Source organism: Candidatus Thermoplasmatota archaeon (assembly GCA_035541015.1).
Classification (GTDB): domain Archaea; phylum Thermoplasmatota; class SW-10-69-26; order JACQPN01; family JAIVGT01; genus DATLFM01.
This window is the reverse complement of sequence record DATLFM010000037.1, coordinates 1-14225: the sequence shown is the minus strand read 5'-3', so window position 1 is coordinate 14225 and position 14225 is coordinate 1. Positions and strand designations below refer to the sequence as shown.

Sequence of the window (14225 nt, the reverse complement as noted above, 5' to 3'; positions counted from 1 at the left end):
GATTCGTTCCAACTTTCTCGCACGCCGGGCCGTCGACGCCCACAAGATTTAAGATGGCGCACTCCGAGCGGGGGTGGGAGAGTTGGCCTTGAGGACGCTTGCGGTCGCGTTGGCCCTCGTCGTCGTGATTTCGGCGACGGCGGCGGCCGACTCGGTGCACCTTCCCCTGGGCGCGCCGGGCAAGTCCGCGCTTCCCTCGAAGGCAACGTCGGCCCAAGCGCCTCCGGCTCCTTCGGTTCCGCTGGCGCCAGCCGCCGAGGAGCCGCCGACGCCGTTGGCTTCCCCGTCGCCAAGTGATCTCCTTCCGCCGGTCGGCGCGCTGCCGGGCCCAAGCGAGGGGTGCGGCCTTTCGCACGTCAATTCGCCGGGCCCTTGCAATCCGCTGTACGCGCACTCTCCCTCGCCAAACCCGAAGTGCAATCTCGTTCACCACTACTCGCCCCTCTCGCCCTGCAGCCCGCATTACGTCGACCCCGGGCGGGTTCCGGAGGTCGCGAAGGCGGCCGCGATCCTTTTTGGCGTCGTGGCCGAAGGCTTCGAATGCGACACCGTGCGCAACCGGAACCTCGTGGGGCCGCCGGAACGCGTGCCCGAAGGGGCCCCGAATCCGCCGCTTCCGGCCGGCTGGGGCCTCCACGCGAGCGATCCGCCCGCGCGCGTCTGCCGCGACTCGTCGCGGGCGCCGCCGCCCTCGCCTCCGTCGGCCGCGGGCGGATCGGCGGAGCCCGCCGACGACAGGCTTGCGTCCCTGCGGGAGGTCGACCGCGCCGCGATCGCGCCCGCTTCCGTGCCCGCCCAATCCGCGCCCGGCGGCGCCGCTGCCTCGTCGGGCGAGCCGGCGGGCGTGCGCGCGGCGGCGAGCGCGCCGCTCTCCGCTTCGGCTCCTCTGGCGTGGTGGCTCCTTCTGGCCGGCGCCGTGCTCGCCTTCGTGCCCCTGTGGGCGCTCTACCGCCGGTTGCGATCGTGCGACCTCCTCTCGCAGCCGACCCGTCGCGCCGTGCACGACTTCGTCCTCGCGAATCCCGGCACGACGACCGGCGCGGTCGCCCGCGCGATGGCGATGGACCACCGCGCCGCCGCGCACCACCTGCGGCTTCTCTCCGAAGGCCACTACCTCGAGGCCGTCCGCATCGGACCCCGCTTGCGCTACTACCGGAACGGCGGCTCCTTCGGGCGCGAGCAGAAGCGCGTGGCCGTCGCGCTTGCCCATCCGCGCTCGCGCGAGGTTCTGGCGCACCTTCTGCGCCACCCCGGCGCTGGGCTTGCCGGCACGTCGCGCGCGCTTGGGGTCCCCAAGAGCTCGGCCAAGTTCCACCTCGACAAGCTTGCGGCCCTCGGGCTTCTCCGCGGTGGCGCGATCGCGCCCGAGGCCCTCGACGCCGTCGCGGCGGCTCTTCTGGAAGGCGGACGGCCCGGCGGGACGTCCGAGGCGGCACGCGCCTGATCACGGGTCCGAGCAGTCTCGCCGGTAGCCGCACCGCCGGCAGAGGAGCTCGCAGTGCCACTCGACCATGCCCGGCGCGCCGCAGAGGTCGCAGGCGAACTCCGAGACGTTCACGCGACCGCCCTCGGCCGCGCGCCGCAGACGGCAAGGCGCGCGACGGTCGCGACGTCGTTTCCAAGGAGCGCGCGGCACGCGGCGGCCGTGTGCTCGTAGCGCGCGGCGATCGTGCGCGCGTCGTAGGCGGCAAGGTGCGGCGTCAGGAGGACGTTTGGGAGGTCCGCGAAGCGGCGAAGGTCGGGCGGATCGGGCTCGCCGGAGAGCACGTCGGCGGCAAAGCCGGACAGCCGGCCGCCGCGCAGCGCCGCTTCGACTGCGGGCGCGTCGAGAAGCGCGCCTCGCGCCGTGTTCACGAGCGCGGCTCCGGGAGGAAGCTTCGAAAGCTCGCGGGCGCCCAGCATCCCGCGGGTCGTCGCGGTCAGCGGAACGTGGACGGTGAGGACGTCGCTTCCCGCCAGAAGCTCGTCGAGGGAGCCCGCCCACCGGAAGCCGGGAGCGTCGGAGAGCGTCGGGTCGCGCCGGAGGTCGTGCCCGAGGACACGCCCGCCAAGCGCAAGCACGTGGCGCGCGACTCGCGAGCCGATGCGGCCGACGCCGAGCACGCCAACGGTGACGTCGAGCAGCGAGCGTCCGGCAAGATCCTCTCGTTTCCAGGAGCCCTCGCGCGTTCGGAGCGCGCCCTCGGGCATGCGGTGGAGGAGGGCGAGGATCATCGAGACGGCGTGGTGGGCCACGGAGTCCGTCGCGTACCCGTGGAGCGAGAGCCCCGGCAGGCCGCGGGAGACGAGCCAGGCGTCTGGCAGGTGGTCGTAGCCGTCGGAGCGCGTCACGACGCCGACGAGCGCGGGCATGCGCGCAAGCGCCGACGGCTCGACGCGGTCCATGGCCGAGACCGCCAGCACGCGCACGTCGGAATGGACGTCGGAGGTCGCCTCGGAAAGACCCTCGCGAAGCACGCGCGCGCCCGGCAAGAAGCCGCGCGCGATCGACTCCTCGCTCGCCGGAACGCGCGTCAGGAGCACGTCCTCGAAGCTCGTCACGTGCCCGAAATCGCGGCACGCCTATATACTCCCGGCGACGCTGTTTTGTCGTGCGGATCGTCTCCGTCTGCCCGTCGAACACCGAGATCGCCTGCGCGCTTGGGCTCTCCGACGAGCTCGTGGCGCTCGACGACGACAGCGACTTCCCGAAGGAGGTCCAGCACTTGCCCCGCGTCGGGAAGGACCTGCAGATCGACGCGGCGAAGGTCGAATCCCACGCGCCCGACCTCGTGCTGGCCTCCCTGTCGGTGCCCGGCATGGAGCGCGTCGTGGAGAGCCTCCGGGCACGCCGGCTGCCCGTGCTCGTCCTGGACGCGAGGGGCTGGCAGGCCATCCTCGACGAGATCCGCCTCGTGGGCGAGCGCACCGGGCGGACGCGCGAGGCGCGCGAGATCGTCGAGTCCATGCAGTCGCGCCTCTCCGTCGTCGCGGCTCGCACGCGGGGGCGTCCCGTCGTGCCGTTCTACTTCGAATGGTGGCCGCCGGGCCCACGCATGGGCCCCATCGTGCCCACCCGCGACACGTGGGTGAACGACCTGGCCGCGGCCGCCGGCGGCCGCCACGTCTTTGCCGACGCGCCCGGCGCGTCCATGCCCGTGGACCCAAAGGACGTCTTCGCCCGCCGCTTCGACCACGTGTTCGTCTGCTGGTGCGGCACGCTGCAGCGAAAGCAGAGCGTGGACCGCGTCGCGGGGCGCGCGGGCTGGACGGAGCTTCCGGCCGTGAAGGCCGGCCGCATCCACCTCCTCGACGAGGGCGTCTACGGGCGCCCGGGCCCTCGCGTGGTGGAAGGCGCCGAGGAGATGGGGCGCATCCTTCACCCCGACGCTTGACGCCGGGCAGAATCGTTTATGAGCATGGCGCGGGATGGACGGCCGATTCCAATGAAGGAGGTCCTCGAGAAGCGCCTGCGGCCGCTCGTCGGCGCGGAGCTCATCGTCGTCATGCAGGACGACCGCTCGTACAAGGGCAAGCTCATCGAGTTCGACGAAAACTGGCTCGTCCTGAGCGACGTGACGGAGGGCTCCGCGCAGAACCTGCGCGGTTGGGAGGAGGCCGCCGTCTCGTCCGGCATCGTCGAGAAGTACATCACGATGCGCGGCATCATCAGCGAGGAGAAGGACAAGACGAAGATCATCCGCCTGAAGGAGGTCGTCCTCAACCTCCATCGGGTGCTCCGCATCTGGCCGCTTCGGCCGGAGTACCTCGCGAAGCCCGAGCACATCCACGTCGAGGGACGCGGCCACTAGACGTCAAGTCGGCGTGATCGGGGCCTGCGCGTCGCGCGCGGGCGCAAGCTCGGCGTTCTCCACGACCGTCATCGCCACGACCGCGTCCACGAAGTCGGATTCCGACAGCGCGTCGCCGTAGAGCTCCAGCAGCGCCTCGGCCACGGGAAACCGAAGGTCGCCGTCGCGCTCGCCCCGGGCGACCAGGCGCGCGGCCGACCGCATCATGGCGGCCTGCCAGCGCCGGGTCGTCCGGAAGCGCGCCCCCTCGCGCCGGAGGATGCCGTCTTCGCACAGGCGCGCGAGGATCCGGTCGCGGTTCTCAGCGTCGTGCGGGGGCGGCATGCTGCGTCGGCTTGGCGGCGTTCCTCTTGACGAAGCTCACGATCTGCTCGGTCTCCTTCCGGAAGCGGTCGTAGTCCGTCTGCTGGCCGTTCAGGAACGTGCTGCCGAACATCGTAACGCCCGACATGAAGTTGGCCTCCGCGATCTCCTCGTCCGTGGCCCCGTGCAGCCGCGCGCCCTCCGTGTGGAAGAGCGTGCAGTAACGGCAGCGCGTGGCGCCGGAGACGGCAAGGCCGATGAGCTCCTTGTACTTGTTTGGAATCTTCGTCTCGGCGAGGTAGAAGTCGCGGAACAGCCCCCAGAAGGGCGCGATCCCGCTCGGCGGGATCTCCCGCACCCACTCGGGCACCGTGCCGAAGGTCTGCTCGATCTCGCGATACACTTCGCTTGGCGTCTGCGTCTGGACCATCCTGCTCACCCGCGCCGCGAGGACCGTATGCCCGGAAATACGCGCGCAAGGGCGCCGTCGCGAGTAGCGCCGCAAAGTCCTTCCGCACGAGGGCGCAAGATCGTCTCGTAGGGGCCGGCAAATCGACGGTCAGACGCGGAAGCTCGCGTTCGTCCCCGCCGTCGGCATGACGGGCGTGCCGTGCTCGGGCGCCCGGATGCGGACCTCCGGCGGGTCCTCGCGCTCCCAGCGCCGCAGGATCGAGTAGTACGTGTCGCGCTGGGCGGGCGCGTGCCCGGCCGCCCGGATGAGGCGGCAAGCGTCGCGCGGCGTCATCGAGAAGACCGTGCCGGCGGCCGAGATCACGTTCTCCTCCATGAGCACGCCGCCCCAGTCGTCCGCCCCGAACCGCAACGCGACCTGCGCGATCTTGGGCCCTTCCGTGACCCATCCGCTCTGGAGATGCTCGACGTTGTCGAGGTACAGCCGCGAGACGGCCATCGTCCGAAGGTAGTCGTCCGCCGTGGTGGGCGGCACGCGGAGCGGGACGCGCTCGTCGTGCTGGTAGCTCCACGGAATGAAGGCCGTGAACCCGCGGCGGCCCGCGCGCCTCGACGCGTCCTGCAGCGCGCGCACCGCGTCCAGGTGCTCGATGCGCTCCTCGATCGTCTCCACCGTTCCGAACATCATCGTGGCCGTCGAGGTCATGCCAAGCTCGTGCGCGGCCCGGTGGATCGCAAGGTACGTCTGCGCGTCCGTCTTGAGCGGGCTCACCTTGTTCCGAACGCGGTCGACGAGGATCTCCATGCCCCCGCCGGGAAGGCTCTTCAAGCCCGCGTCGCGAAGCTCGCGCAGGACGGCCTCGAAGGTCATGCCGTGCTTGCGGGCCCAGAACTCGATCTCCGTGGCCGTGAGGCTGTGGAGGTCGACTTGCGGGAAGCGGTCGCGGACCGCGCGGAAGAGGGACTTCATGTGGTCGAGCGGGAGGTCCTCGTTCAAGCCGCCCTGAAGCAGAACCTGCGTGCCGCCGATGGCGACAAGCTCCTCGACCTTGGCGAGCACCTGCTCGGTCGAGAGCGTGTAGGCGTCCTCGTCCTTCTTCGTGCGGTAGAACGCGCAGAAGCTGCAGTAGACGTTGCAGACGTTCGTGTAGTTGATGTTGCGGTCCACCACGTAGGTGACCGTTCGGGGGTCCGTCCTCCGGTTGCGCGCGGCGTGCGCGGCGGCTGCAAGCTCGGCAAGGGGGGCCTCGCGCCAGAGGCGCGCGGCCTCGTCCCGCGAAAGCCGCCGGCCCTCGGCCGACTCCGACAGCAGCCGCTCAACGCTCGTCACGCAACGCCTCCGCCGGCGGAAGCTCCCGAAGCTCGCCGATCTTGTACGCGTGCTCGTAGAACGCCCGAAGGCCGTCGAGGATGTCGCCCTCGAGCCGGAAGTCCAGCCGGTCGAAGTACGCGCGCGCCTCGCGGGAGGGCGCAATCGCGTCGAGGTTCTCCATGCCCCAGTCGCGCGAGGTGAGGATCGCGCGGTGCGCCAGGCGAAGGAGCCGCCCGCGCGCGGCAAGCGCGTCCCGCCGCGCCGCGAAGACCGCAAACACCATGGGAAGCCCGGTGAGCTCGTGCCAGGCGTGCCCGAGATCCTCGCGCAAGAGCTCCGGCCGCCGATCGCGGGCGGCGAGCGCTTCGTCCCCGATGAGGAGCACGCCCGCGAGGTCGTTCCCCACGCGGGCGAGGTCCGCCACGCCCTTCTCCAGGCGGGCTTCGACCCCGTACCGGCGCGCAAGCAGGATTCGCAGCAGCACGTCGCTCGTGGCCGAGCGGCCGGTGACGCCGATCGTGCCGCCCGCGAGCGCCGGAAGGCCGGCGTGGAAGAGGACCACGCTGTCGACGAATCCGCGCGAGTTGATGCTCAAGCCGCGCAGGAGGGCGAGGTCCCTGTGCGAGCGGGCGAACTCGATGGAGGAGACGAAGCTTGCGTCGAGAAGCCCCTCGCGCAGCATCGCGTTGAGCCGGGCCGGCGCCGCGCGCACGATCTCCACGCCCGGGGGAAGCGGGATCCGCCCGGTCTCGATCGCGTGGACGATGGGCTTCGAGTTGAGGAAGTCGACGACGCCCACGCGCAGCGCCTCGCTCAGGCGGGCACGCTCCACTGGCGGTCGTAGACGCCGCTTGTCCAACGGATCGAGAAGCCCGCCTGGCGGATCGCGCGCGGAAGGTCGCTGTCGCCAACGTACTCCCACGTCCGCCCGCCGGCCGCCTGCAGGATGCGCTCCTCAAACGCGGCGCCGCCCACGTCGTCGCAGCCGAACGAGAGCGCGGTCTGGGCAAGCGCCTTGCCGACGGTCACCCAGGGGAGCTTCACGTGGTCGAAGTTGTCGAGGAAGATGCGGGCAAACGCGACCGTGCGAAGGTCGTCGAGGCCCGTCGTGCCAAGAAGCGCGTGGCGCCTCTCGAGCTCGTTGTTCTCGGGATTGTAGGCGAGCGGAACGAACGCCTGGTAGCCGACGGTCCCGCGCGCGAGCTCCTCGTCCTGGTGGCGGCGAAGGAGGTCCATGTGCGTGACGCGGTCGCGAAGCTCCTCGACGTGACCGTAGAGCATCGTCGCGTTCGTGCGGATGCCAAGGGCGTGCGCCTCGCGGTGCACGGCAAGCCAGCGGTCGGCGCCGATCTTCGTCGCCATCATGCGCTTGCGGACCGCGGGATCGAAGATCTCGGCGCCTCCGCCGGGCAGCGAATCGAGCCCGGCGGCGCGAAGCCTCGTCAGCACCGAGCCTAGGGTCGTCTTCTCCAGGCGCGCGAGGTAGTCCACCTCGACGGCCGTGAGCCCCTGCACGTGGCAGTTCGACGAAGCTTGTTTTAGGGTCCTAAAAAAATCCTCGTAATAGGCGACCGGAAGGTCCGGGTGCAGGCCGCCTACGACGTGGAACTCCTGCACGCCGCGAGAGACCGCGGCCTCCGCCTTGGCTCTCACCTCGTCGATCGTGAACGTGTACGCGTCGTGCTCGTGGCCCTTGCGGTAGAAGGAGCAGAAGCCGCAGCTTGCGACGCACACGTTCGTCGGGTTGAGGTTGAGGTCGTTTCGGAAGTACACCGCGTTGCCGTGGCGCTTGCGGCGGATGCGGTCGGCGGCAAGGCCCAGGGCAAGCGGGTCGGCGTGCTCGAGGAGGAAGACGCCGTCGTCGAGCTCGATGCGCTCGCCGCGCCGCGCCCGCTCCAGCAGGGACGCGACGCTCCGTTCCTCGGCCAGGCTCGCCCGCATGGTCAAACCGTCAGACATCGGGACCCGACTTATAACCGTGGTGCGTACAGTAGGAACTGTTGCCGGTGGTTTTTCCCGTCACTCCAGGTTCCACACTCCGTTGGATGACGCGTAGAGACCAACCATAAACTTCTTGATTCGGAATGCGAAGCGCCCCCGGGGAACCTTGCGTTCGTGGAGGTCGGTTGGAGGCGTCGCGGCAGTGCTGCCGCTCTTGCTTGCGCCAAGTCCAGGCGCTCTCGCAAATCCATGGGATTCCTTCGACCCGTTGGAGCGAATCCCGCTCTCGGAACCTCCCCTTCCGGACCTCGTTCCCTCCGCGCCGCCGCTTGGCGTGCATGCAAGCGGCCCCGGCGGCGGGGATCTCCCGGCCGACGTCCCCGACGGGGACGCGGCCGGATCCTCGCCCTCCCGCGATCCCGTCGCCCGCGCGCAAGCCGCGAGCGAGCCGGCGGGCGCCGCTGCCACCGCGTGGGCGGGCGGCCTTGCGACCGAATACCCCGGCCACGCGCGAGATGCGCTTGCGCAGTACGCGCGCCGCGACGCGCCCGCCTTCGCCGAGTCGTCGGCCGGGCGCACGCAAGGCTGGGCGCTGTTCTGGTCCGGAGTCGCCTTCCGGTGGCTCGAGGGCGCGCCTTCGCACGTTTGCCGCGCCGCCCACCGCACGCTCGACGGGCCGGTCGTTCCCGACGTCGTGGCCGAGGAAGCTGGCTCCCTGCTGTCGCCGGCGCTTGTGTTCCTCGAGCAGACGGCGCGCGACGCCGTGGCCGAACTTCCCGCCCCTCGGAACGGCGAGGGACCGCGGCGCGGCTGCGTGCCGGGCGGCGCCGCGGCGAGCCTCCAGGTCGGGTCGGACGTGCGGGAGGAGGCGGTCGACGTGTCGCGCTCGCTTGCGAGGCGGGAGAGCCCGGCGCCAAGCGCGGGCATCGCCGTCGGGCACGCGCTTGCGGTCGAGGCCGGCGCGCGATCGTCGCCGTTGGCCGCGGCGCAAGCCTTGGCCGAGGGCCGCGCGACCGTCCCGCCGGCCGCGCTGCCGGCCATCGCGTTCCTGCTCGCGGCCTTCCTTCTCCTCGCGTGGGCGCTCTATCGCAAGCTCGAGGGGCACGACGCGCTCGCGCAGTCGACGCGCCGCACGATCCACGAGCTCGTGAAGGAGCGCCCCGGGGTCACGGCCGGCGGCATCGCGCGCGCCGTGGACCTGAACCGCCGCACGGTGCTCCACCATCTGCACGTCCTTTGCGAATCGCGCCTCCTCACGGCCGAGCGGATCGGCGGCCAGGTGCGCTACTTCGTGACCGGCAGCGTGGACGAGGTCGACCGGCGTTCGGCCGTGGTCCTGGCCACCGAACGGGCGCGCGCGGTGTTCGCGGCGATGCGAGCGTCCCCGCACGCGACCCTCGACGAGCTGTCGGCGGCGACGGGCATCGCGCGAAGCACCGTGGCCTTCCATGCGACGCGGCTGCGGCGCGCGGGCCTCCTTGGCGGGTCGAACGGCTCTAGCTCGACTTGAGCATGCCCTTGGCCTTCTCCAGGTCTTCGGGCGTGTCCACGTCGAAGAGGACGCGGTCGACGTCGACCACCTTCTTCAGCACGTTGATCGGGATCCAGCGCACGCGGACGTTCTCGAAGAAGCTCACGACCTCGCGCCTTCCCCGTCCGATCTCGTGCTCGATGGCCGGAACGCAGGCCTTCGCGTACATGGCCGAGAGCGGGTAGCGCGTCTTCAGGTCGCCCGGCACGACGGCGTCAAAGCGCGTGGTCTGACGCAGGAGGAAGTACACGAAGTCGGGAGTGAGGAAGGGCATGTCGCACGTGGCCACGAAGGCCCACGGATTGCGGACCGCCTTCAGGCCGGACTGCAGCCCGATGAGCGGGCCCTCGCCCGGAATCGTGTCGCGAACCGTGCGGACGTCGAGCTTCGCGTACTTCTCGGGCTCGTTGGTCACGACGACGATCTCGTTGACGACCGGTCGGATGGCCTCGATCACCCGAAGCACGAGCGGCTTGCCGCCGAGATCCGCCCACGCCTTGTCCGCGCGCAGGCGCGTGCCCTTCCCGCCGGCCAGCACGATCCCGCTGATCTGCATGACGCCCTTCGATGCGCCCCGCCGGATAATACCTTTTGGTTTCGACGATCCCTGCGCGAAAGGACGCGTACGACGAAACGGTTCGACCACAATCTACTTAAGCCGTCGCACGGACGGAAACGACATGAAGGGGCGAGCCATCGCCGTTGCCGCCGCGCTGGCGCTTCTTGCGCTTCCCTCCGCTGCGGAGGCGGCCTCCGTCCAGCCGGGCGATCGCGTGATCGCCGGCAGCGCGCGCTGCACGCTTGCGTTTGTCGTCGCGGGCCCCGAAGGCATCTACTTTGCGACGGCGGGCCACTGCATCGAGCTCGGTCAGGAGGCGCGCGTCGAGGGCGTCGGGCGCCTTGGCGTCGCCGCGTTCTCCTCAAACGGCCCCGAGGGACGCGACTTCGCGCTCATCCTCGTCGACCCTGCCCACCACGCGATCGTGCGGTCCGAGATCCGCGCGTGGGGCGGTCCCACCGGCGTGTACCGCGAGCCGGGCGACAAGCTCGACGAGGTCCGATTCTTCGGGCAAGGCGTCCTCTTCGGCGACTTCTCGACGACGCAGCCGCGCAAGGGCATCGGCCCTTCCTGGCGCGAGGGCGCTTCGGACTTCTACTTCAAGGGACAGGGCGTCCCCGGCGACTCGGGAAGCCCCGTGGTGCACGAATCGGGCCTGGCGCTTGGCGTCCTCGTCACGCTGCGCGCGGCAAGCGACGGCAACACGAACGGAGGCACGCATCTGGACGCGGGCCTTGCGCTGGCGCGGGAATCGGGCCTCCACGCGCGGCTCGTGCTGGCGGGCGAGGACCCCGTGCGCGTGATGGAGAGCCTACGCGCGCCCCCTTCCAGCGAGTCGAAATCCCCCTCACCCGGTCCGGGCGGGTCTCCAAGGCCCCAAACCCCGCCTACCGCCACCCCGCCCGGGCCGGAGGAGCCGCTTGCGCCCTCGAACGCGCCACGGGACGATCCGACGGCGCGCGTGCCCTTGGCGGGGCTCGAGTTCCTCGCCGCAGCGGGGCTTGCGGCCGTCCTGTGGAGCCGGCGACGCTAGCGGCGCCAGGCGCGGATCGCCACGGCCGCCGCGCCCACGAGGGCGACCGGAACGACGGCCACGAGGAGCCCCACGGTCTCCGGTGGAAGGTCGTGCGGGCGGAATCGCCCGCGAGTGCCCGACGATCCGTCGTCGCCTTCGGTGTTGCCGTTTCCATCCCGGTCCTGCCCTTGCCCCCCGCCGGCCCCGTCGCCCGTGGAGTCGTTCCCGGTTCCGTCGCCGGACCCGTCGTCCGAGCCGTCGTCGGAACCCGGATCCCCGTCGTCGCCTCCGTCGTCGCTTGGAGGATGCACCGTGACCCACTGCTCGAACCGCTGGCCTTCTTCGTCGAACGCGGCCTCGAACCGGTACTGGCCGGCGGCCGGAGGATTCCAGGGCGCAAACGAAAGGAGCTGCGAGCCGCCCGGCCCCAACGTGACGTTGCGCTCGTCGAGAGGCTCGCCGTTCACGCGCAGCCGGACGACGGCCGTCCCGTCGGCGGCGCCCTGGTTTGCGACCCGCACCGAGGCGACGACCGCTTCGGGGAATCGCGGAACGGCCGGCGCGACGGAAAGGTTCGTGACGAAAAACGCGGCCGACGGTGGCGTGGGCGCCTGGCCCTGCCCGGCGTCGAGCGCGTACAGGGAACGGTCGTAGGATCCGACGTACACGGTGCCGTCCACCACGGCCGGGGAGGACCACACGTCGCCGCCCGTTTGGCGCGACCAGCGTAGGCGCCCGTCGGTCGCGTTGAGCGCGTAGACCCAATCGTCGACCGAGCCGAAGTACACCGTGTCGCCCGAGACGGCCGCCGACGTCGCCACGAGCCCCCCCGTCTCGAACGACCACCGCTCCACGCCGTCGCTTGCGCGGTACGCGTGGAGCTTCGTGCTGCCGGAACCCACGTACACGACGCCGCCGGCCACCGAAGGATCGGACACGATCGCGCCGCCGGTGGACACGTTCCAGCGCGGCGCGCCCGTCTGCGCGTCCCACGCGTACAGCCGGTGGTCCCACGAGCCGACGTAGACCACGCCGCCGGACACGGCGGGCGTGGAGTCCACGAGGCCGCCCGTCGAACGCTGCCACGCGACGGCGCCGGTCGAAGCGTTGAGGGCGTACACGGCGTGGTCGTAGGCGCCCACGTACAGGAGGCCCTCCGCGACGGTCGGCGACGAATACACGTCGCCACCGAGCGTCCGGTTCCAGACGCGCGTGCCCGTCGCGGCGTCGAGCGCGACGACCTCGCCCCCCTCGTGCGCGAAGTACACGCGCCCCTCGGCGACGGCCGGCGAGGCGTGCACGATCCTTGGCGTCGAGAACGGCGGCCACACGTCGGCGCCGTCCGCCGCGCGCAGCGCGTGCAACCGCCCCGCGCCGCCCGCCTGCGCCGAGCCGACGTACACGACGCCGCCGACGACGGCCGCCGAGGAGGAGATGGAGGTCCCCAGGCTGCGGTTCCAAACCGGAAAGCCTGAAGCATTCACGGCGTAAAGCCGCCCCGCCCGATCGCCGACGAACACGTTCCCGTCGGCCACCGCCGGCGACGCTTCGATCGCGTCGGCCGCGAGAAACTTCCAGAGGACGGCCCCATCGGCCCCGCCGGAGAGGCCGTGGGACCCCGTGTGGGCGGCGTTCCCGTGGAGCATCGGCCAATCCTGCGCCGCGGCCAAAGGCGCAAGCGCAAGGCCGGCTGCAAGGAGCGTTAGGAAACGCGCGTCGGCCCGCCGCAGGCTCACTGGGTCCCGCCTCGTGGCAGGTAAGCGGGCGGCCGTTAAGAAAGAGTAGGGTTTCTCCCCGAATCCGACGGCAAAGCGGCGGGGGGCGGGCGTCAGGTCTTCGGGGGCCCAAGCGGTTCGATTCGCACGGCGCAGAACTTGAACTCCGGAATTTTGGCGTAGGGGTCAAGCGCGTCGATCGTAAGGAGATTTGCGGCCGCCTCGCGAAAGTGGAACGGAATGAAAACCGTGTTGCGCAGCATGCGCCGCGTGGCCTTGAGCCGAAGCTCGACGGATCCGCGGCGGCTTGCGACGCGCACGCGCTCGCCGTCGCGAAGGCCCTCGCGCAGCGCGTCGTCCTCGTTCATCTCCACGAAGGGGTCGGGCGAGAGCTCGTCGAGCACGCGCGCGCGGCGCGTCATGGTGCCCGTGTGCCAATGCTCGAGCACGCGCCCGGTGTTGAGGACGTACGGGAACTCGGCGTCGGGAAGCTCCCGGGCCGGAAGCCACTCGGCGGGTCGCAGCAGGCCCTTGCCGCGGGGGATCGATTCGTAGATGGCCATGCCGGGCTCGTCCGTGGAGCGCGCTGGCCACTGCACGTTCTCGCGCGCGATCCGCCCGTGCGTGATGCCCGCGTAGTCGGGCACGAGCGAGCGCACCTCCTCCTGGATCGCGGCCACGTTTGGGTAGTCCATGGGATAGCCCATGCGTTGCGCGAGGTCCTGCACGATGCGCCAGTCCTCGCGCGCTTCCCCAGGCGGCGCAAGCACCGCGCGGCCCATCTGCACGTGACGGTCGGTGTTGGCGTACGTGCCCTCCTTCTCGAGGCCGGTCGCGGCGGGGAGCACGACGTCGGCGTACTCGGCCGTCTCGGTGAGGAAGATGTCCTGGACGGCGAGGAAGTCCAACGCCGCCACGCAACGGTCGACGTGATTCATGTCGGGGTCCGAGAGGACCGGGTTCTCGCCCATCACGTAGAGGCCGCGGATCTCCCTGCGCTCGGCCGCCTTCAGGATCTCCGTCACGGTGAGGCCGCGCGGCGGGCCCTCGCCCACGCCCCAGGCCTCTCCGAACTTGAGGCGCACGGCCGGATCGTCGGCGCGCTGGTAGCCGGGGTAGTACATGGGGATCGAGCCCATGTCGCTTGCGCCCTGCACGTTGTTCTGGCCGCGAAGCGGGTTCAGTCCCGTGCCGCGACGGCCGACGTTTCCCGTCACGAGGGCGAGGTTGATGAGGCAGAAGGAATTGTCGCTGCCCGTCGTGTGCTGGCTTACGCCCATGCCCCAGTAGATGGCCGCGCGCCGGGCGGACCCGTACGCGACGGCCGCCTGCACGATCTTCTCCTGCGGGACGCCCGTGATCCGCTCCACGCGCGCGAGGTCGTAGGGCTCGACGGCCCGGCGGAGCTCGTCGAACCCTTCCGCGTGGTCGCGGACGAACTCGACGTCCGCAAGGCCGCGCGCGAGGATCTCCCGCAGCATGCCGTTGTACAAGGCGACGTCCGTGCCCGGATTGGGCTGGAGATGGAGCCACGCCAGGCGCGCAAGCGGGATCGGGCGCGGGTCCACGACGATGAGCTTGCCACCGACGGGCTCGGAGGGGCCGTCGGCGCCGGGGAATCGCTTGGCGATTCCACGAGCGCCGCGC

General features: G+C 71.0%; 14 protein-coding genes. 5 read left to right on the top strand and 9 right to left on the bottom strand.

The features are described 5' to 3' along the window. The first annotated feature begins 82 nt into the window (after positions 1–82). Complete coding sequence (locus VM681_03475) at positions 83–1444, top strand: hypothetical protein (protein ID HVL87057.1); 1362 nt, start codon at positions 83–85, stop codon at positions 1442–1444. 110 nt (positions 1445–1554) lie between these two features. On the opposite strand, the gene VM681_03470 is transcribed toward VM681_03475, so the two are convergent. Next, positions 1555–2541 carry an NAD(P)-dependent oxidoreductase gene (locus VM681_03470; protein HVL87056.1) on the bottom strand — a complete coding sequence of 329 codons (987 nt, stop codon included), beginning with the start codon at positions 2539–2541 and terminating at the stop codon, positions 1555–1557. A 50-nt stretch (positions 2542–2591) separates the two neighbouring features. Between VM681_03470 and VM681_03465 the strand changes: the two genes are divergently transcribed. Further along, complete coding sequence (locus VM681_03465) at positions 2592–3374, top strand: cobalamin-binding protein (GenBank protein HVL87055.1); 783 nt, start codon at positions 2592–2594, stop codon at positions 3372–3374. Between the two features lie 51 nt (positions 3375–3425). Further along, on the top strand, positions 3426–3791 hold the full coding sequence (locus VM681_03460; GenBank protein HVL87054.1) for an LSm family protein: 366 nt from the start codon (positions 3426–3428) through the stop codon (positions 3789–3791). Between the two features lie 3 nt (positions 3792–3794). Here VM681_03460 and VM681_03455 read toward each other — a convergent pair whose 3' ends face one another. The 5 genes from VM681_03455 to VM681_03435 form a co-directional block, all read right to left on the bottom strand. Beyond that, entirely contained in the window at positions 3795–4115 is a 321-nt protein-coding gene (locus tag VM681_03455) for a hypothetical protein (GenBank protein HVL87053.1), read from the bottom strand. Continuing rightward, positions 4093–4524 (bottom strand): carboxymuconolactone decarboxylase family protein, encoded by a 432-nt coding sequence (locus VM681_03450; protein HVL87052.1) that lies wholly within the window; start codon positions 4522–4524, stop codon positions 4093–4095. Before VM681_03450 ends, VM681_03455 begins: the two co-directional genes overlap by 23 nt. 129 nt (positions 4525–4653) lie before the next feature. After that, positions 4654–5835, bottom strand: a complete 1182-nt coding sequence (gene mqnC, locus VM681_03445) for a cyclic dehypoxanthinyl futalosine synthase (protein HVL87051.1) — start codon at positions 5833–5835, stop codon at positions 4654–4656. Further along, positions 5822–6649: a menaquinone biosynthesis protein gene (locus VM681_03440; GenBank protein ID HVL87050.1), complete on the bottom strand. Its 828-nt coding sequence runs from the start codon at positions 6647–6649 to the stop codon at positions 5822–5824. The genes mqnC and VM681_03440 overlap by 14 nt, the downstream gene beginning before the upstream one ends. Further along, entirely contained in the window at positions 6631–7758 is a 1128-nt protein-coding gene (locus VM681_03435; GenBank protein HVL87049.1) for a CofH family radical SAM protein, read from the bottom strand. Before VM681_03435 ends, VM681_03440 begins: the two co-directional genes overlap by 19 nt. A 202-nt stretch (positions 7759–7960) precedes the next feature. On the opposite strand from VM681_03435, the gene VM681_03430 reads away from it, so the two are divergent. Next, positions 7961–9268, top strand: coding sequence for a hypothetical protein (locus VM681_03430; GenBank protein ID HVL87048.1), 1308 nt, complete (start codon positions 7961–7963; stop codon positions 9266–9268). Here the strand turns inward: VM681_03430 and VM681_03425 are convergent. Continuing rightward, positions 9255–9845: a molybdenum cofactor guanylyltransferase gene (locus VM681_03425; GenBank protein HVL87047.1), complete on the bottom strand. Its 591-nt coding sequence runs from the start codon at positions 9843–9845 to the stop codon at positions 9255–9257. The two genes, VM681_03430 and VM681_03425, sit on opposite strands and share 14 nt — an antisense overlap. A gap of 124 nt (positions 9846–9969) precedes the next feature. Between VM681_03425 and VM681_03420 the strand changes: the two genes are divergently transcribed. Further along, on the top strand, positions 9970–10881 hold the full coding sequence (locus VM681_03420) for a hypothetical protein (protein ID HVL87046.1): 912 nt from the start codon (positions 9970–9972) through the stop codon (positions 10879–10881). Here the strand turns inward: VM681_03420 and VM681_03415 are convergent. Next, positions 10878–12599, bottom strand: coding sequence for a PQQ-binding-like beta-propeller repeat protein (locus tag VM681_03415; GenBank protein HVL87045.1), 1722 nt, complete (start codon positions 12597–12599; stop codon positions 10878–10880). The two genes, VM681_03420 and VM681_03415, sit on opposite strands and share 4 nt — an antisense overlap. 92 nt (positions 12600–12691) lie before the next feature. Then, on the bottom strand, positions 12692–14225 hold a 1534-nt coding region (locus VM681_03410), incomplete at its 5' end, for a molybdopterin-dependent oxidoreductase (protein HVL87044.1).

Excerpts from the sequence above, each read along its gene's own strand:
- VM681_03420 (HVL87046.1), top strand. The coding sequence starts at position 9,970 with ATGAAGGGGCGAGCCATCGCCGTTGCCGCCGCGCTGGCGCTTCTTGCG.
- VM681_03425 (HVL87047.1), bottom strand. The coding sequence starts at position 9,845 with ATGCAGATCAGCGGGATCGTGCTGGCCGGCGGGAAGGGCACGCGCCTG.
- VM681_03455 (HVL87053.1), bottom strand. The coding sequence starts at position 4,115 with ATGCCGCCCCCGCACGACGCTGAGAACCGCGACCGGATCCTCGCGCGC.
- VM681_03450 (HVL87052.1), bottom strand. The coding sequence starts at position 4,524 with ATGGTCCAGACGCAGACGCCAAGCGAAGTGTATCGCGAGATCGAGCAG.
- VM681_03435 (HVL87049.1), bottom strand. The coding sequence starts at position 7,758 with ATGCGGGCGAGCCTGGCCGAGGAACGGAGCGTCGCGTCCCTGCTGGAG.
- VM681_03460 (HVL87054.1), top strand. The coding sequence starts at position 3,426 with ATGAAGGAGGTCCTCGAGAAGCGCCTGCGGCCGCTCGTCGGCGCGGAG.